This is a genomic window from Mariniflexile litorale, assembly GCF_031128465.2.
Classification (GTDB): domain Bacteria; phylum Bacteroidota; class Bacteroidia; order Flavobacteriales; family Flavobacteriaceae; genus Mariniflexile; species Mariniflexile litorale.
In genome coordinates, this window is the sequence record NZ_CP155618.1 from 3,688,887 (window position 1) to 3,707,535 (window position 18,649).

Annotated in this window: 17 protein-coding genes; 7 read left to right on the forward strand and 10 right to left on the reverse strand. The window is 32.0% G+C overall.

Going from position 1 to position 18,649, the window contains the following annotated elements; all coding sequences use genetic code 11:
• Positions 1-4 precede the first annotated feature (4 nt).
• Positions 5-1,009, reverse strand: a complete 1,005-nt coding sequence (locus QLS71_RS15495; RefSeq protein ID WP_308992889.1) for a sugar kinase — start codon at positions 1,007-1,009, stop codon at positions 5-7.
• Between the two features lie 10 nt (positions 1,010-1,019).
• Positions 1,020-2,060 (reverse strand): GMP reductase, encoded by a 1,041-nt coding sequence (locus tag QLS71_RS15500; RefSeq protein WP_308992888.1) that lies wholly within the window; start codon positions 2,058-2,060, stop codon positions 1,020-1,022.
• 326 nt (positions 2,061-2,386) lie between these two features.
• On the opposite strand from QLS71_RS15500, the gene QLS71_RS15505 reads away from it, so the two are divergent.
• Complete coding sequence (locus QLS71_RS15505) at positions 2,387-3,619, forward strand: ATP-binding protein (RefSeq protein ID WP_308992887.1); 1,233 nt, start codon at positions 2,387-2,389, stop codon at positions 3,617-3,619.
• Between the two features lie 15 nt (positions 3,620-3,634).
• Here the strand turns inward: QLS71_RS15505 and QLS71_RS15510 are convergent, their stop codons facing one another.
• Positions 3,635-4,015, reverse strand: a complete 381-nt coding sequence (locus QLS71_RS15510) for a RidA family protein (protein ID WP_308992886.1) — start codon at positions 4,013-4,015, stop codon at positions 3,635-3,637.
• Between the two features lie 48 nt (positions 4,016-4,063).
• The gene (locus QLS71_RS15515) at positions 4,064-6,814 is read right to left on the reverse strand and encodes a putative LPS assembly protein LptD (RefSeq protein ID WP_308992885.1); all 2,751 of its coding nucleotides are present in this window, start codon (positions 6,812-6,814) and stop codon (positions 4,064-4,066) included.
• A 270-nt stretch (positions 6,815-7,084) separates the two neighbouring features.
• On the opposite strand from QLS71_RS15515, the gene QLS71_RS15520 reads away from it, so the two are divergent.
• The 6 genes from QLS71_RS15520 (at position 7,085) to serB (ending at position 13,253) form a co-directional block, all read left to right on the forward strand.
• A complete protein-coding gene (locus QLS71_RS15520) occupies positions 7,085-8,173 on the forward strand; it encodes an N-acetylmuramoyl-L-alanine amidase (protein ID WP_308992884.1) in 1,089 nt (362 codons plus the stop codon).
• A gap of 58 nt (positions 8,174-8,231) precedes the next feature.
• Positions 8,232-9,164, forward strand: coding sequence for an MlaD family protein (locus QLS71_RS15525; protein ID WP_308992883.1), 933 nt, complete (start codon positions 8,232-8,234; stop codon positions 9,162-9,164).
• 6 nt (positions 9,165-9,170) lie between these two features.
• The gene (locus QLS71_RS15530; RefSeq protein ID WP_308992882.1) at positions 9,171-10,484 is read left to right on the forward strand and encodes a (Fe-S)-binding protein; all 1,314 of its coding nucleotides are present in this window, start codon (positions 9,171-9,173) and stop codon (positions 10,482-10,484) included.
• Positions 10,485-10,602: 118 nt separating this feature from the next.
• Positions 10,603-11,394, forward strand: coding sequence for a (Fe-S)-binding protein (locus QLS71_RS15535; RefSeq protein ID WP_308992881.1), 792 nt, complete (start codon positions 10,603-10,605; stop codon positions 11,392-11,394).
• 53 nt (positions 11,395-11,447) lie between these two features.
• Positions 11,448-11,933 (forward strand): ABC transporter ATPase, encoded by a 486-nt coding sequence (locus tag QLS71_RS15540; protein ID WP_308992880.1) that lies wholly within the window; start codon positions 11,448-11,450, stop codon positions 11,931-11,933.
• A gap of 96 nt (positions 11,934-12,029) precedes the next feature.
• Positions 12,030-13,253 (forward strand): phosphoserine phosphatase SerB, encoded by a 1,224-nt coding sequence (serB, locus tag QLS71_RS15545; protein WP_308992879.1) that lies wholly within the window; start codon positions 12,030-12,032, stop codon positions 13,251-13,253.
• A 99-nt stretch (positions 13,254-13,352) separates the two neighbouring features.
• Here the strand turns inward: serB and QLS71_RS15550 are convergent, their stop codons facing one another.
• The 6 genes from QLS71_RS15550 to QLS71_RS15575 all read right to left on the reverse strand — a co-directional run bounded on the left by QLS71_RS15550 (position 13,353) and on the right by QLS71_RS15575 (position 18,202).
• A complete protein-coding gene (locus tag QLS71_RS15550) occupies positions 13,353-14,726 on the reverse strand; it encodes an MBL fold metallo-hydrolase (RefSeq protein ID WP_308992878.1) in 1,374 nt (457 codons plus the stop codon).
• A gap of 1 nt (position 14,727) precedes the next feature.
• A complete protein-coding gene (locus tag QLS71_RS15555; protein ID WP_308992877.1) occupies positions 14,728-15,579 on the reverse strand; it encodes an ATP cone domain-containing protein in 852 nt (283 codons plus the stop codon).
• Positions 15,580-15,657: 78 nt separating this feature from the next.
• Positions 15,658-16,065, reverse strand: coding sequence for a hypothetical protein (locus QLS71_RS15560; RefSeq protein WP_308992876.1), 408 nt, complete (start codon positions 16,063-16,065; stop codon positions 15,658-15,660).
• A gap of 156 nt (positions 16,066-16,221) precedes the next feature.
• A complete protein-coding gene (locus QLS71_RS15565; RefSeq protein WP_308992875.1) occupies positions 16,222-16,419 on the reverse strand; it encodes a hypothetical protein in 198 nt (65 codons plus the stop codon).
• 78 nt (positions 16,420-16,497) lie between these two features.
• The gene (locus QLS71_RS15570; RefSeq protein ID WP_308992874.1) at positions 16,498-17,340 is read right to left on the reverse strand and encodes a universal stress protein; all 843 of its coding nucleotides are present in this window, start codon (positions 17,338-17,340) and stop codon (positions 16,498-16,500) included.
• A 13-nt stretch (positions 17,341-17,353) separates the two neighbouring features.
• Positions 17,354-18,202, reverse strand: coding sequence for a universal stress protein (locus tag QLS71_RS15575; protein ID WP_308992873.1), 849 nt, complete (start codon positions 18,200-18,202; stop codon positions 17,354-17,356).
• Positions 18,203-18,649 lie beyond the last annotated feature (447 nt).

Below are 18,649 nucleotides of genomic sequence, written 5' to 3' on the forward strand. Positions count from 1 at the left end.
ATTTTTATCTATTAAATCTACCAGAAACATTGCCATCTAAAATACCCATAACTTCACTTACTGTCGCGTAATTAACATCGCCTTCATAGGTGTGTTTTAAAGCGCAGGCAGCACTAGCAAATTCCATAGATTTATAATCGTCGAATTCTTGTAATCCATATATCAATCCTGCGGCAAAGGCATCGCCTGTTCCTATACGGTCTATAATGTGTGTGATATCGAAATCGCTTGTTTCTCTAAACTCTTTACCATTCCACATTCTAGCTCTTATTTTGTGCCAAGATGCATTTATAGGGGTTCTTATTTTATCAAATACCTTTTCAATAGATGGAAATTTTTTCATTAAGGCTTTACTTGCTTCAATAAAATCATCGTTAGAAAATTCATAATTGCTTTCTAAAACTTCATTTATTTCGTTAATACCTCCAATAAAAATAGTGGAATATGAAAGCAAATCGGCCAATACTTCTTGAGCATTTTCACCATATTTCCATAAGCCTTTTCTATAGGTAGGGTCGGCACTTACAGCGATTCCTTTTTCTTTTGCTAATAAAAGTCCGGCTTTAAGTGTGTCGTAAGCGCCTTTACTTAAGGCTGGAGTAATTCCGGTCCAATGAATCCATTTGGCTTTTTTTAAAGTGTTTGTCCAATTTACCATTTCTGGTTTAATTTCAGAAAAAGAAGAATGGGAACGATTATATGAAATAGAGCTAGGGCGCATAACAGCACCTACTTCTAAAAAATAGACACCCAAAGGTCGGTCCGACCGTACAATGGCCGATGTGCTTACTCCAAATTTTTGTATATATGAAATGGCTGTATCTCCAACAAAATCGTTAGAAACACAGCTAATATGCTTTACTTTTTCACCAAAATTAGCAATGGAAATGCCTACATTCACTTCAGTACCGCCAAAATAAAATTCTAACAAATTAGCCTGTATAAATTTTTTATTTCCCTCGGGCGATAAGCGCATTAAAACTTCTCCGAATGTTATAATTTGTTTCATGTTAATTAAATTAATGTGTATATATTCTATTTTCTTGCTCGTTAACCCGAATAAAGGTAGTGCGTTTAGTAAGTTCTTTCAAGCGTTTTGCTCCTACGTATGTACAAGTACTTCTTAAACTCCCTAAAATATCTTGCAAAGTATTCTCTACGTCGCCTTTAAAAGGAACTTCAACTGTTTTACCCTCGCTGGCTCTATATTCGGCAACACCACCAACATGTTTTTCCATGGCAGTAGATGAGCTCATACCATAAAATTTCCGATAAGGTTTTCCTTGTCTTTCAATTATTTCACCACCACTTTCTGTATGTCCAGCAAGCATACCACCTAGCATAACAAAATCGGCACCTGCACCAAAAGCTTTAGCAATATCACCAGGAACGGAACAACCTCCGTCGCTAATTATTTGTCCTCCTAAACCATGAGCAGCATCGGCACATTCAATAATAGCTGAAAGTTGTGGGTAGCCAACACCTGTTTTAACTCGTGTGGTACAAACTGAACCCGGACCAATACCAACTTTTACAATATCGGCTCCTGAGAGTAATAATTCCTCAACCATTTCACCAGTAACAACATTGCCCGCAATAATAACTTTATCGGGGTATTGGTCTCTGGTTTGTTTTACAAAATCGGCGAAATGTTCAGAATAGCCATTGGCAACATCTATACATATGAACTTTAAATAAGGATTAACTTTAAAAATGGAAGCTAATTTTTCTGAGTCTTTTTTGCTTATACCCGTACTTACCGCTATATAATTCTCCATGCCTTCTGGTAAATTTGAAGTAAACACATTCCAATCGGCCATAGAATAATGTTTATGTAAAGTGGTAAAAAGTTGTTTTTTATACAGGGCTTTGGCCATTTCAAAAGTACCAACGGTATCCATATTAGCCGCTATTATAGGGATTCCCGTCCAAGAAAACGGGCTGTGTAGAAACTTAAACTCGCGTTCTAAACTCACTTCAGCTCTACTTTTAAGTGTAGACCGTTTGGGCCGAATCATAACATCTTTAAAGCCCAATTTTATATCGTATTCTATGCGCATATATTAATAGATTATGGTACATTTAAAGGTACAAGTTATTATGCTATAAAGTTAAAAATAAGCAAAATAATATATATGGCTTAAATACTGTATTACTTTTGTTAATTAATATTATTATAGATAAGTTTGTTAAAATATGTACCAAGTAAATGAGATTTAACCTACATCTTTTCAAATCTATTAAAGTAAAGAGAATATTATCTATTATTATTTTTACTTCAATAGTTATTGTTTTATTGTTAGCCTACTTTTTTCTGGAACAGAAAATAAGTAACAACATTCTCGTTTTATTTTTATTTGGTTTTGCAATTGCTCAACTTTTTGTAATGCAATATTTTTTCAAAAATCAACTAAAGAATGACGTTAGGCTTTCAAATTTAAAGAATCGAATTAGGGAATTACAATCTAACCTTCATGACGCTAATAAATTAGCAGATTATAAGTCTATTTACTTAGCGAACATGAGCTACGAAATTCGAACGCCTCTTAGCACCGTTTTAGGCATGCTTGATATGCTAAAGCAAACACATTTAGATGCCGATCAAAAGGCGCAAGTTGAAATTGCTGAATACTCATCTAAACATTTATTACAGCTTGTACATATGGTTACAGATAATGAAGATGTTGATAATGGCGATATAAAACTAAATTTATTGGCCATCGATTTGAAGTCTGATTTATCACATCTTTTTAAAGTGTTTGAATATCAAGCCTGGGAAAAAGGTTTGCAATTCGATTATAAATTTTTAATAGATGAAAAACGTAAATTTTCTCTTTTGGGAGATTCTTTACGAATCCAACAAGTTCTTATAAACTTAATTAATAATGCTATTAAGTTTACAAATTCAGGAAAAATAGCCATAATTGTAGATCAAACGGTGAACATAGAAGATGGCCAAATTGTAACCTTTTATATAAAAGATACGGGAATTGGTTTACGTCCCGAAGAAGTAAAACAAATTTTTGATGACTCTAAACTTCTTAATATTCCTGAAGGAAGAAATTATAAAGGAGGTGGTATTGGACTGTCTATTGCGCATCAACTTGTGAAATTAATGGGAGGGGAGTTAAAATTAGAAAGTAAAGAAAATGAAGGTACTACGTTCTATTTTAGTCTGCAGCTTAAAAAAACATTAGGTGTAAAAACCGAAGACGAAGTTCAAAAACCCATTTTGTTAGAAAAATTTAGTGTGTTGGTGGCTGAAGATAATAGAATGAACCAAAAGGTTATTAAATTTTTATTAGAACAGCAAGGTGCCGATTGTACGTTTGTTAAAAACGGTTTAGAAGCTGTTGAATTATATAAGATTTTAGATTTCGATATGATTTTTATGGATATTTATATGCCAGATATGGATGGTTATGAAGCTACGAAAGCAATAAAAGAAACCGAGAAATATTCAGATTATAATACGCCCATTATAGCTGTATCGGCGAGTGCTTTTGAGGCAGATATAGAGAATGCAAAACTTGCAGGAATAGACGAATTTTTAGCCAAACCGGTGGAAGTTGAGAAACTAAAAGAGTTATTAATAAAATACTCAAAAAAGGACGCCTAGTGGAAGTTTTAGTAATTACTTAACGGCAATCACACTAATTTCAACATTTACATTTTTTGGTAAACGTGCTACTTGCACGGTTTCACGTGCTGGTGCATGGGCTTCATCAAAAAAGCTTCCATATACAGCATTTATTTGCGCAAAATCATCCATATTACTAATAAAAATTGAAGATTTCACGATATTTTCAAACGTCATGTTTGCAGCTTCTAAAACAGCTTTTAGGTTATGCATGACTTGTTTTGTTTCACTTTCAATATCATTTAAAACAAGTTCTCCTGTTTCTGGATTAATAGCTATTTGTCCGGAAGTGTATAAGGTATTTCCGCTTAAAACAGCTTGATTATAAGGTCCAATAGGAGCAGGGGCATTTGGTGTAGTGATAATTTTTTTCATAACGGCTTGTATTAAATTTTCAATAAGCAATAAGCAATAAGCAATAAGTTAAAGTTGTAAATCGGGTTGATTTCGCTTTTCGTATTTTAAATCTTTTAAGATATTAGATTTAATTCCAATAAAGAAATTCCAAGAACTTCTCGTACTAAAAGGAACCCAACTAAAATTCATGCGCCAACTCATTAAATCGCGTTCAAAACGTAATTGCGTATAAGTAAATCCTGCATCTTTTAAGTCGTAACCAGACGAGGCTCCAATGGACCATTTCTCCGATAACTTAACATCGCCCGAAAACATAAGTGAGTGTGAGGATATTTGATTTTCTCGTCTTGAATTCGAATAATTTAAAGCATAAGCGATTCGTAAATTCCATGGTATGTCAAAGTGATAAAATTTACTAGGCTTTTCTTCCTCTTCCTCTTCTTCGTTATTCATTTGCTGATTTGCGAAATCTTCAGAAATACCAAATAAATCATCATCACGTCCACCACTTCGTAGATTTTCTTCAATAGCCCTTTTGTTTTCATTTTTATCCCCTTTTTTACTGCTGGATAAAGACCATCCTGTTGTTAAATTGGCACTGGTTAACCTAAAAAGGCTTCCACCATTATCAATATTAAATTTATCAACTCTATTATTATTGTTGTCTAATGCATAAGGGTCTAATGTAGCACCAAAATTAATACTCATTCTGTTGTCAAAAAGTTGTGTGCCACCACTCATTCTAACAGGACTCCATTGTAAGGAATCACCAGCAAAATTGTAAGAGGTTGAAAAGTTTAAATTATTTAATAAAATGATTTTTTTAGCTTCGGTAGCAGTACTATCCTTGTCGCGTACTTTTGCTTCCAAATTATTTGAAACAGAAATACCCATAGAGCTAGAAAAGTTGTTTCCTGGGGCTCCAAAGATGCCTTGTTCAAAGCGGGTATATTCTACGTCGCTTGTTGTTAATCCATCGGCACTTACAACTTCGTAGGTATCATAATATTTGTCGAAAGCAGGATTGATATTATAACTTATTGAAGGGCGAATTATATGGCGAATCGCTTTTATTTTGCTATCCTTACCCTCTTTTTCAAAATTAAACATACCATAAATAGTGGTTCCTAAGCTAGTACTAAAGTTGTAAGTTCTAAAGGCATCAAAACCATTAACTTCTTCAGTAACCACTTTTCTTTCAATAGGGTCGAAGGATTTTTCAATGGTTTTAAAGGTCCAAACTTCATTAAAATTAGTACTGGCGCTTAAACTAAAATATTTAAATAACTTAAAATTGGTAGTAAGTGGAATGGTATGTTGAAAACCTGCTTTAGCATCTTCGAACATTTCTTTTTTAAAGAAAAGAGAATCGGTAGTGCTGATTCTATTTTCGCCTCTTACACTGTATTGCAAGTTGATATTTTGTATAATTCCTTTTTTAGCACCCGTTTTAGAAGCAAAAGGATATATTCTACCAATACTTCCTTGAAAAGTAGGAAGCGTCATGTTAATTTGCTCGGTATTGGTGTTTTGTGAATGTGTAGCCGTTAAACTAATATTTGGTTGTAGTTCCCCTTGAAATGTTTTAGAATAGGAAACGGAAGATGATAAAGTATTATTTAAAAAAGCACCAGTATTAATTTGATTAACAGAGGTTCGGTAATAGGTACTACTACCTAAGTTTACCGATGCCGAAAAGCGCGAATTAGGATTGGATTTACCGTCTTGACTGTGCGACCAGCGTAAATTGTAAACGGTAGATTTAGAATAATCGGGAAAACCACGTTCACTGTTAATTAAATTTTCATATCGAAACCCTAAATTACCTCTAAATTTATACCGTTTGGCATAGGTGCTTTCTGTACGAAATCCATAACTTCCATTAGTATAGTAGTCCCCCAAAAGCGCTAAATCCACATAGTCGCTAATGGCTAAATAATACCCTCCATTTTGCAAAAAATAACCACGACTATTTTGTTCACCAAAGCTAGGAATTATAATACCAGAGGTTTGTTTCTCCGACTGTGGAAAGAAACTAAATGGTAACCAAACGGGTGTCGGAATATCATAAATATACAAACCAGCAGCTCCTGTTATTATCTTTTTTCCTGGTACAATTTTAGCTTTTAATAATCGAATATAATACTCGGGATCTTCTGCATCTTCGGCAGTGGTGTACTTAGCATTTTTCAAAAAGTAAACTGAATCGTTTTCTTTTTTTGTGAGATAAGCAATTACAGTACCGTCGCCTTGTTCTGTTTTAGAGTTGTATATAAGTGCTTTTTTCGTTTTTGTATTAAAAATAATAGAGTCAGGTTCTACAACATTGCCACCTTGTGTAAAAACAGGTTTTTGTGTGTACCCTTCAATTGTATCTGTAATACCTCTAGCGTAAACGGTGTTTTTGGTGTAATCTACTGTAATATTACCAGCAGCTATATTCATGTCGCCATAATCAATTGTGGCTTCATTATATAGATATAACTTATGTTCTTTCTGGCTAAATTTAGTATAATCGATGGCATGATATTTTACCGTATGCTCTAAAAGTTCTTTTTTAGGCTTTATAGAATCTTTAAAAGTAGAATCTTGTGCTTTTTCAGAAGTCACAGGTAAAAGTAAACTATCAGGGCTAACAATAATGCTATCTTTAACACTTCTGTTAATAGCAATACCGCTTTTAGGGGTGTCTTGTGCAAAGCTTAACATGTTAATAAACATTGTAAAACTTACTGCAAAAAGTATTTTAAAGTTGTTTGTGTGCAACGCTTTTAAATGTATTTTTGTAAAAGTATGGCTCGATTTTTGAAAAGTCAAAATTACATATATTTTTCTGTGATTAATTTATTATTCAATTAAAATTTTAAATTAAACTTGGTATCTCTTAAATTGAGTAATAAACCAAGTTTTTTAATCGTTAAAATGTTTGTGAACTATAGTTGTTAAAATAAAATATGATGATTATGGTTAATGTTTATGAGTTACCGGTTTAAACCAAATTAAGATTAAAATTAAGATTACCCCATGAAAACGTCCAAAATATTACTTTTCGTATTATTTATAATAGTATTAACATTTTCATCCTTTATGAATGTAGATAAAAAGGAAGAAGCACAAAAATTCATTGTGGTTTTAGATGCAGGCCATGGTGGAAAAGATCCCGGAAAACATTCAAAATACGGTTATAAAGAAAAAGACATTGCTTTAAAAATAGCTTTAAAAGTAGGTGGCATGCTTGAGAAAAACCCTAATATAAAGGTGATATATACTAGAACAACTGATGTGTTTATAGAGCTTAAAGACCGTCCTAGAATCGCTAATAATGCGAAAGCCGATTTATTTGTGTCGATACACTGTAATGCTCACCATACTGAAGCGTCGGGTACCGAAACTTATGTGTTAGCGGTTGGAAATACCAACCAGAATTTTGAGGTAGCTAAAGCAGAAAATGAAGTAATTTTTTTAGAGGACGATTATGAAAAACATTATAAAGGTTTTAATCCTAATTCACCTGAATCGTTTATGAGTATATTATTTAGTCAAGAAGAACATACAGATCAAAGTATTCTCTTGGCTAGTTTGATAGAAAAGAATTTTACAAATAAATTTAAAAGAAAAAGTAGGGGGGTTAAACAAGCTAGTTTATGGGTTATACACCAAACCGCTATGCCAAGTGTTTTAATTGAAACAGGTTTTGTTACAAATAAGGAAGAAGGTGCATATTTGAATTCAGAAAATGGACAGAATGAAATATCAACTGCCATTACGAATGCTATTTTAGAGTATAAACATAACTTAGAAGGCAACGTGGGTGATTTTATTTTTAAAGATGATACCCCTAAAATAAATGTAACAGAAACAGCAGAACCCAATGAAATGCCCATAGTAACTGAAGAGATAAATTCAGTTACTAATATTGTTTATAAAGTACAAATAGCAGCAACTTCGCGAGCTATTGAGCCTAAACCAAATAATTTCAAAGGTTTGAATAATATTACAAGAGAAAAGGAAGGCAGTTTGTTTAAGTATTTTTATGGTAATACATCCAACTATAACAATGTAAAAACTCTTGAAGAAGAAGCTATTAATAGAGGTTATAAATCCAGTTTTATAGTAGCTTTTAAAGATGCTAAAAAAATAAGCTTGTCCGAAGCCTTAAAAACAACCGCTAATTAAAGAGTTTCTTTTCAAATTTATTTTAAATTTGTACATCTAATCATTTACTATATTTACTTTGAAGATATCAAAAGAAGTTAAAACAGGCATATTAGTAGTATCGGGCATTGTCCTTTTTATTTTTGGATTTAATTACTTAAAAGGAAAAAACTTATTTGTATCAACCGATGTATATTATACAGAATTTGATTACAATGCTCTTAACAAATCCTCTCCTATAACAGTAAATGGCAATGTGGTGGGTAAAATTCAAGATATTATTTACGATTACCAAACAGGCAAAACCAGAGTATCTTTTTCGGTTAATGCAGCTCTGAAGTTTTCTAAGAATTCTGTTGTTAAAATGTATGAAACGGGATTAATGGGAGGAAACGGACTCGCCATCCTAATAAATAATGAAGGCAAACAAGCAAAACCTGGAGATATTCTACCATCTGAAGTGGAATTAGGGCTTGTTACCACACTTACGAAAAACTTTTCTGGATTAAGTGATAATTTAGATTCTACTTTGAAATCCACCGACACGCTTATGTTAAGCATTAATAGGTTGATTAATGATAATTCTGATGCTGGCTTAAAACGCACCATGGAAGAATTAAATCACACTCTAAAATCATTTAAAAAAACTTCGAATTCTGTGAATGCTGTCATTTCAAATAATGATAAAAATATTTCAGAAATACTCGCTAAGTTTAAAACAATAAGTGCCGATTTAGCGGTGCTTACAACTGATTTAAAAGATGCCAACGTAGGTACTACTGTAGAGAATTTAAATAATACATTAAACAAATTAAATACCATTTTAGTAACCATTGATAAAGGTGATGGAACATTAGGTAAGTTGCTTAAAGAAGAAGGTTTGTATAATAATCTTGAAGGTGCTACAAAAGAAATGGAAGAATTACTTCGCGATATAAAATTACATCCTAAACGTTATTTCAGGATATTATCTAAAAAAGAAATCCCATATCAAAAAGAAGAAACTAAATAATTACTCATGGAATATTTACCAAATATACTTTTTATAATTTTACTTGGTATTGGCATTGGGTTCTTCGCTAAAAACGTAAAAAAACTCATTCGTAATATCAAGTTAGGCCATGATGTGGATGTTAGTGATAATAAATCGCAACGGTGGAAAAATATGGCGATGATAGCTTTAGGACAGAGTAAAATGGTACGTCGTCCTATCGCAGGATTTTTACACATCATCGTTTATTTGGGTTTCATCATTATAAATATTGAAGTTTTAGAAATTATTATCGACGGTATTTTTGGAACACATAGAATAGCGTTATCAATACTTCCCGAAGCGGTTTATGGATTTATAATAAGTACTTTTGAAGTTTTAGCCATTTTAGTATTCGTAGCCGTAACCATTTTTTGGATGCGCCGAAACATTATAAAATTAGCCCGTTTTTGGAAAAGTGAAATGACTGGTTGGCCCAAAAACGATGGTAATTTCATTCTTTATTTTGAAATGGTGTTAATGATGCTTTTTTTGGTAATGAATGCTACGGATGTTCATTTTCAAACTCTAAACACAGGAAATGTTATTAGTCAATATATAGCACCTTGGTTTGGTAATTTACCGGAAGGCACAGTTCATATTATCGAAAGAACGGCTTGGTGGTTACATATTACTGGCATCTTCATATTTTTAAATTATTTATATTTTTCGAAACATCTACATATTTTATTAGCATTCCCTAATACATTTTATGGTAAACTAACTCCTAAGGGGCAGTTTAATAATTTAGAAGCTGTTACCAAAGAGGTGAAAATGATGATGGATCCTAATATCGATCCCTTCGCTGCACCTGCTGAAGGAACTGAAAATGCTATACCAGCAAAATTTGGTGCTAGTGATGTGCAAGATTTAAATTGGGTGCAATTATTGAATGCTTATACATGTACCGAATGTGGACGTTGTACTAGCGAATGTCCTGCAAACCAAACGGGTAAAAAACTATCGCCACGAAAAATCATGATGGATACTCGCGATCGTTTAGAGGAAGTTGGTAAGAACATGGATGCTAATAAAGGCGTGTTTAAAGAAGACGGCAAACAGCTTCTAGATAATTATATTACCAGAGAAGAACTGTGGGCGTGTACCTCGTGTAACGCTTGTGTAGAAGCTTGTCCTGTAAGTATCGATCCGCTTTCAATTATTATGGATATGCGTCGTTATTTAGTAATGGAACAGTCTGCTGCCCCAGTCGAGTTAAACAATATGATGACCAATATTGAGAACAACGGTGCGCCTTGGCCATACAATCAAATGGACCGATTAAACTGGAAGAACGAATAATAAAATAATTTGGGCGTTACCCTAAAAGGGTCGGGCTTTCGGCAGTCGCTTCCCGATGAAAAAATCGGGAGAGCTCCAACAATGCCTCAATCCCTAACGCAAACAATAATATTAGAACATGAGCGAATTACTAAAAGTGCCTACCATGGCAGAATTTATGGCAGAAGGAAAGCAACCTGAAGTATTATTTTGGGTGGGTTGTGCAGGTAGTTTTGATGATCGAGCAAAAAAAATAACCAAAGCTTTTGTAAAATTATTAAATAAAGCCAAAGTAGAATTTGCAGTTTTAGGAACTGAAGAAAGCTGTACAGGTGATCCTGCAAAACGTGCTGGAAACGAATTTTTGTTTCAAATGCAGGCTGTGACGAATATTGAAGTGCTAAATGCTTATGAGGTTAAGAAAATAGTAACAGCTTGTCCACATTGTTTCAATACCATAAAAAATGAATATCCAGAATTAGGTGGAAATTACGAAGTAATGCACCATACACAGTTTTTAAAATCCTTATTGGATGATGGACGTTTAACTATTGAAGGCGGACAATTTAAAGGCAAGCGCATCACTTTTCATGATCCTTGTTATTTAGGTCGTGCTAATAATGTATATGAAGCACCACGCGATTTAATTAGGAAGTTGGAAGCCGAATTGGTGGAGATGAAAAATTGCAAGCGCACGGGATTGTGTTGTGGGGCAGGAGGGGCTCAAATGTTCAAAGATGCTGAAAAAGGAGATAAAGAAGTGAATGTCGAGCGTACCGAACAAGCTTTAGAAATCCAACCAGAAATTATTGCAGCTGGTTGCCCATTTTGTAATACCATGATGACCGACGGTGTAAAAACTAAAGAAAAAGAATCGGATGTTGCCGTTATGGATATTGCAGAGTTAATTGCCAATGCCCAAGATTTGTAAATTAAGCAATGGACTTAAATAGTCAATTGTAAATAGAAAATATTCAATTATAAATGTTAGTAGATTTTAATACATTACCAGAAGAATCACGTGTTTGGATTTACCAAGCAAATCGTTCATTTTCTGAACAGGAACTTGAAGAAATTCAAACTAAACTAGATGTTTTTATAGAAAATTGGACGGCACATGGTAGTGATTTACAATCAGGCTATCTTATAAAATATAACCGATTCATCGTTTTTGGTTTAAATCAAAAAATAAATGCGGCTACAGGATGTTCTATAGATGCGTCAGTACGTTTTATTCAACAATTAGAAAAAGAGTATGGTGTTGATTTAATGGATAAAATGAACGTGTCTTACAAACAAGGCAACTTTGTGGCATATAAAACACTTTTAGATTTTAAACAAATGGCAAAAGATAAAGCGGTTTCTAAAAATACGATTGTTTTCAATAATTTAGTTACTACTATTGCGGAGTTTAATGAGAATTGGGAAGTACCAGCAAGTGAGAGCTGGCATAGTAGGTTTATTAAATAGGTTATAAAAATCTTCTAAAATATTATAATCTAGAAAAGCTTTCATATTTCAAATAGAATATTCAATTTTACAGCTTGCAAAAAGTAATAATTAATTATGGCTAATGAGATTTTTTTACTAAATATATCAGGACAAGATAAACCAGGATTGACCTCTGGCTTAACAAGTGTTTTAACCGAATATGGTGCTAAAGTTTTAGATATTGGTCAAGCAAACATACACAATACATTATCTTTAGGTATATTATTTGAAATTCAATCCGGAGCGAATTCCGCATCGGTATTAAAGGATTTGCTTTTTAAAGCTTACGAATTAGGTATTAAGGCAAAATTCACTCCAATTACTCTGGAAGATTATGAAAATTGGGTGCGCCTTCAAGGTAAAGATAGATATATTGTTACCATTTTAGGTGAGAAATTATCTGCTGAACAAATATCGGAAGTCACAAAAGTGATATCAGAAAAAAATTTAAATATAGATTCTATAAAAAGACTTACAGGGCGCTTATCGCTTATTAAAGAAGAAGAATATCCAAGAGCTTCTATAGAATTATCTATTAGAGGTCATATCGATAATAAAGCAGATTTTACAGAAAAATTCATGCAAATTTCAAGAAATTTAGATGTCGATATTGCATTTCAAGAAGACAATATTTTTAGACGGAATAGGCGCTTGGTTTGTTTTGATATGGATTCGACACTGATACAAGCCGAAGTTATTGATAAATTAGCTGAATTAGCTGGAGTTGGAGATGAAGTAAAAGCCATTACCGAAGCAGCAATGCAAGGCGAAATTGACTTCACAGAAAGTTTTATAAGACGTATGAAACTTTTAAAAGGCTTAAGCGAGGATGTGCTTCATGATGTTGCGGTAAACCTTCCTCTTACTAAAGGTACAAGAAGACTTATTGATACTTTAAAAAGCTACGGGTTTAAAACCGCCATATTATCGGGTGGATTTACTTATTTCGGACATTATTTACAGAAAGAATTGGGTATAGATTATGTATATGCCAATCAATTAGAAATTATAGATGGTGTTTTAACAGGTGGGTATTTGGGAGATATTGTTGATGGCAATAAAAAAGCAGAATATCTTAGAGAAATCGCACTAAAAGAAGGTATTGATATCGATCAAACCATTGCTGTTGGTGATGGTGCAAATGATCTACCTATGCTTAATCTTGCTGGTTTAGGAATTGCTTTTCATGCAAAACCAACTGTAAAAGACAATGCACAAAGTTCCATTTCTAGTATTGGTTTAGATGGTGTTTTATATTTATTGGGTTACCACGACAGGTATATTGATTTAATTGAATAGAGTCGATTTATAATCTACATAGCATTAAAATAGAAGCATGTTATATTGATATGTCTTTCTTAAAGCTTTTATATATTTTCAATCTCTATACGTGTACTTTTAAATCATTAATTTTTTTACATCTGTAAGTTTTGGAATAGTAACGTTCCAATTTAACGTATCTTTTATTTTTACTCTAAAAGCATCCAAAGCAGATGGCTCACCATGTATTAAGTATACTTCTTCAGGAATATTTTTTATAGCGCTCATCCAATCCAATAAATCTTGCTGATCTGCATGCGCTGATAAACTTTCAATACTTTTTATGGTTGCTTTTACAGGATAATATTTGCCGAAAAAACGTATTTCATGAGCACCTTCTTTTAGCAGTCTTCCTCTGGTCCCTTCTGCTTGATAACCTACTAATAAAACGGTTGTTGATGGCGCGTCTATTAATTGTTTTAAATAAGTAAGCACTCTTCCTCCAGTAACCATACCACTTCCTGCGATTATAATTTTAGACCGTTTGTCATCAATTGTTTCCCATGTTTCTTTGTATGATTGTATAATATTAATGTGATCACACATAGCTTGATACTCTTGCATAGGTAGTTTATGCCATTCAGGAAAGCGGTTAAATACGTCAAGAACATTATTACCCATTGGGCTGTCTATAAAAATGGGAATGTTTGGAATTTTATTCTTTTTGTAGAGTTTCCACAATATATACATTAGTGTTTGCAATCGTTCTACTGCAAAACTTGGAATTATGAGATTGCCTTTTTTATGAATAGTTTCATGAATAAGGGTTGATAGCGTGTTTTCTATATCGTCTTTTGGATGTAATTTATTACCATAAGTGCTTTCAATGAATAAATAATCTGCCCATTCTGGTTTTTTAGGATCGTTTAAGAGGTAATCATTTTTCCTTCCTATATCGCCTGAAAACACAAAGCGTTTTCCGTTAATATCCAATTCAATAAAAGTAGCTCCAATAATATGACCATTATATTGAAATCGATACGAAATATGATCAGATAGAGTAATCCATTTATTTTCTATTTCTACATGAAATAATTGAATTGTTTTCTCAACATCCTTAATGGTGTAAAATGGTAAAGCAGGATTATGTTTAGTGTATTTTTCTTTATTTGCTTTTTCAGCTTCTTCTTCATGGATTTTAGCACTGTCTTTAAGTATAATTTCTGCTATAGCCAACGTAGGTGCCGTGCCAATTATTTTTCCAGTAAAACCTTGCTTTAATAAGCGAGGTAAATAGCCAACATGGTCTAAATGTCCATGAGTTATTAAAACAACATGAATGTTGTTAACATCAACAGGGAGATTACTCCAATTAAGTTCTCGAAGCTCTTTTAAACCTTGAAACATACCACAATCAATTAGTATGTTTTTTTCTGAAGTTTCAATAAGAAATTTAGAGCCTGTAACTACTCCAGCGGCCCCTAAAAAATTGATTTTCGCAAAATTATCCATATTATGGTGTTTGAATATTACATAGTTGTAAAATTTCATTAAGAATTTTTTCTTTCCTTGTTTCAGATACGCCTAAATGATCTAAATAAAAGTTGTCTTCTATTAACTCTCTACAAAGCACCACATCTCTACTTAATAAAAATTGTTTTTCTCTATTAGTAAGTAATGTAGAAACGGTTATTGGATACAAACCTAATCTATCAATTCTATCTTTTAGAGCATCATTTTCTGGATAATCCCAACTTAATAAATATAAACCAGTACAATTGCCGAATTGTAATGCATCTTTAGTGAATCTAGTATTTGTAACAACCCAACCTTGTGTAAGTAAAACTTCTTTTTTAGAGCTTTTACTCCAGTTAGCTCTTACATCTTGATACCGAGAGTTTATATATAAGGGGATTTTAACGTTACAATTTAAACCTTGTTCGCTATGAAATTTACATTCAATAATGGTCGCTTCTAAATTTTTGAAAGCAATAATATCAGTTTCATGTGATACGCATTTTCCTTGCAATATCTTGCCAACTTCAGTCTTGTATCCTGAATAATTTAAGATAGCACTTACAAAGCGTTCAAAAGGAAAACCAGTTGGGCCTAATTCATATATCGCTTTCTTCAGTTTATATTTGGAAGCGAGATGACTTTTATTTTTTTTAAGTAAAGAAAAGGCTCTATTATAAATTTCTTTAGTAGAGATACCTTGATATAACTCATCGCGAACTTTATCTAGAATTTGATTAACTATGGTGTTATCTGCTCCAGTTCTCTTGAGAGACAAGCGCAATTTATCTAATGAAAATTTTACCTTTTCACCAGAAGATTTAATGATTTCTATATTTTTAATTTCCATGTTAACATTTTAAAAAGCAGGCAAAACATTATTTATTTTGACAGTTTTATTTCACTAACTAATTAAATGGCTACATTTTTAATTAGACTGAAAGAAATCTTTTACCCAAGCTTTAATTTGATTATCGGTCATGCTATCTGCTTTTTTTATGCCTTTTATTTTTGTGCTTAATGGGGTATAGTTTTTATGTAACTCTTTTGCAAATTGCTCATTAGTTTGAGCTGGACCAAAAAGGACTAATGCATCTGTATCATTAATTTCTTCAGCTATAGTTTTAAAATATTTTTTTAATTGTTGCTTTTCGCGTTCTAAATACTTACTGTCTTGCACGACATCTTGTGGTCCTCCTTTAAATTTTGTGCCAGAACCTCCGTGTGGATGATAATGTTCTATATTAGAAATTATGGTATTAAAAGTTTCTAATGTGTCTTTTAATGTTACAATATATGCTTTGTTTTTATCTAACCAAATACCTGTTCTTTTCATCTTTTAGTTTCTTAAATTGTGAATGATTTATTGTATAGCTTCTTGCTATTTTTTTATTTAATCGGGTGGTTATAATATTTTATAATAGGCATTATAAGTTTACTGATATGAAATTATAAGATAATTTGCAGTATAACAATGATATATATCAGATATCTATTCTGGAATTACTAAAAAAGGCACCATGGGATGAAATCCTATTTTCTTTATAACAGGCTCTATAATAATGGCCTCAATAAAGCTATGTTTATAATTTACCATAGCCAGTGTATCTGCAAATAGCTTTAAAGTATAAACAGCAGCACTCCATGCATTATCTGAAAAATCTGTTGGAAGTAAAATATTATTTCTCATAACTTCTGTCTCAATTTTATGTTATGAAATTAGAATTGATAAACTCGCTGATGCGATGCTATTTATTAGTTTAAAATATTAGGGTTTTGCAGGAATCACTAAAAATGGCACATTTAAATGAAAGCCAATTTGATTAATGGTAGATTTAAAAAATAAGTTTTCAAAAAATGAATGTTTATTATTAATCATTACCAGTAAATTGATACGCGTTTTTAATTGAAACTTTGTTATAGCTTCTGGTACATTTTGATTACTAACGCTATGAAATAAATGTGCAACATGTTTAAATTGCGTTTCTAATTTTTGTCTGTTATTTTCTTGTTGTTCAGACAAATCATATCCATAACTTGCATTTAAAATGTTAACTCTTGAATGATATACCGTGGCAATATCTATGATAGATTGTAAGTGATTGTTTTTAAAATCGATTTCATAATCAGATGGGAATAATATTTCATGAGGAGTTTCAAAAGAAAAATTACTAGGTACTGCTAGTACTGGGCATTTGGCTCTTTTTAAAATATGAACAGTATTAGATCCAAACAATACTTCCTTTAAGCCAGTAGCACCTTTTGTTCCCATTACAATGATATCCATAGCATTACCTTGGTAAAGCTCCTCAATTTCTGAAGTAAGCGTATTAAATGATAGTATTTTAGAAAAAATATGTTTTGAATTGCTAAACTCGGAATTAATTTTTTGTTGTATTTCGCTTAATTTTTTTTTCGCTGTTTCTTTCACAACATTCATTACTTGAAGCTGGGCAGAACTTGATTGCATATATTCCACTTGATAAACTACTGGTGTGTAAGTGTGTAAAAGCGTGAAGTTACACTTCTCATTTTTATATAGTTGCAATGCATATTTAATGGCGTTCCAAGAATTATCTGAAAAATCTGTTGGCAAGAGTATTTTTTTCATAATTATTAGGTATTTAGTTACGTCTCATATTTTGTAATACTAAAAAAGGAATTTCGATGTACAAGCTTATTTCATCAATAGTAGATTGAAACAAGATGTTTTCTAAAAAAGAATGCCTTGTATTTACCATGACTAACATATTTATATCATTCTCTTTTATATAGGTATAAATAGCATTGGTAATATTTTTATTATCAACGATTTTAAAATTGATTTTATTTTTGCACAATGCTTCATTTATAAAATCCTGATGGTTTTGCTGTCTTAATGAAAGTTTTTTACTTTTAGAAATATAGAGCATATCTATTACAGCTCTATAAGGAGAAGCCATGTCACATAATAATTTTAATTCGCGTCTTTTATACGGAATCATATAATTTGTAGGGAAAAGAATTCGTCTAGGCTGTATATGTTTGTAATTTTCTGGAATTGCCAAAACAGGGCATTGCACATACTTTAAAACTTGTAGTGTATGACTACCAAAAGTGAGTTTTCTGTCGTTGGTTTTACCTCGAGTTCCCATAACAATAATATCGATACATTCTTCATCAACAATCTTATCAGCTTCGTCAATTAACATATTATTGGAAGATACAACATGATAGGTGTGTCTTGAATTTGGAGACACTTTACTTACATGTTTTAATATGCCTTCTAACTGTAACTGAGATTTGTCACTAATAACACGAGTTAATTCATCAATAGTTTTACTTTTCATTAAAACTTTGTCGGCATAAATATCATCTTGATATGCATGCATAATATAGAACTCGCAGATATCATACTTAAATAACTCTAAAGCATAATCTAATGCATTTAATGCATTTTCTGAAAAATCTGTTGGAACCAATATCTTCCTCATAAATTATTTTGTTTAATGAGATGCTTAAAATTACATTTCATTAAACATGAAAACTATGATATATATCAGATTATGAATGTATTAAAGGTTTTTTTATTATTATAAGTAATCTTCTATCTATGTCTGAGAATTATGAAGTAAAATAAAGAATAGATTATTTTAGAATTAGGTGGTGGTGATTTGTTTTTTGAGATACAGCATTCATCAAAAAGGGAAACGTAGAATTCTCGTTCTAAAAGAGATTAAATTATTGAAAAAACTAAGACTTATACATAAAAAAAACAGGAGGTTGGAACCCCCTGTTTCATCTAAAACGTTCAATTTTATTGTTCAACTTTCAATAACGTATAACCATCTTTTACTTCTAAATGAAAATTAAAAAAATTCATAGCTAAACAATAGCTTCAAACGTATTATCACATAACAAATCTCAATATTCTACAACAT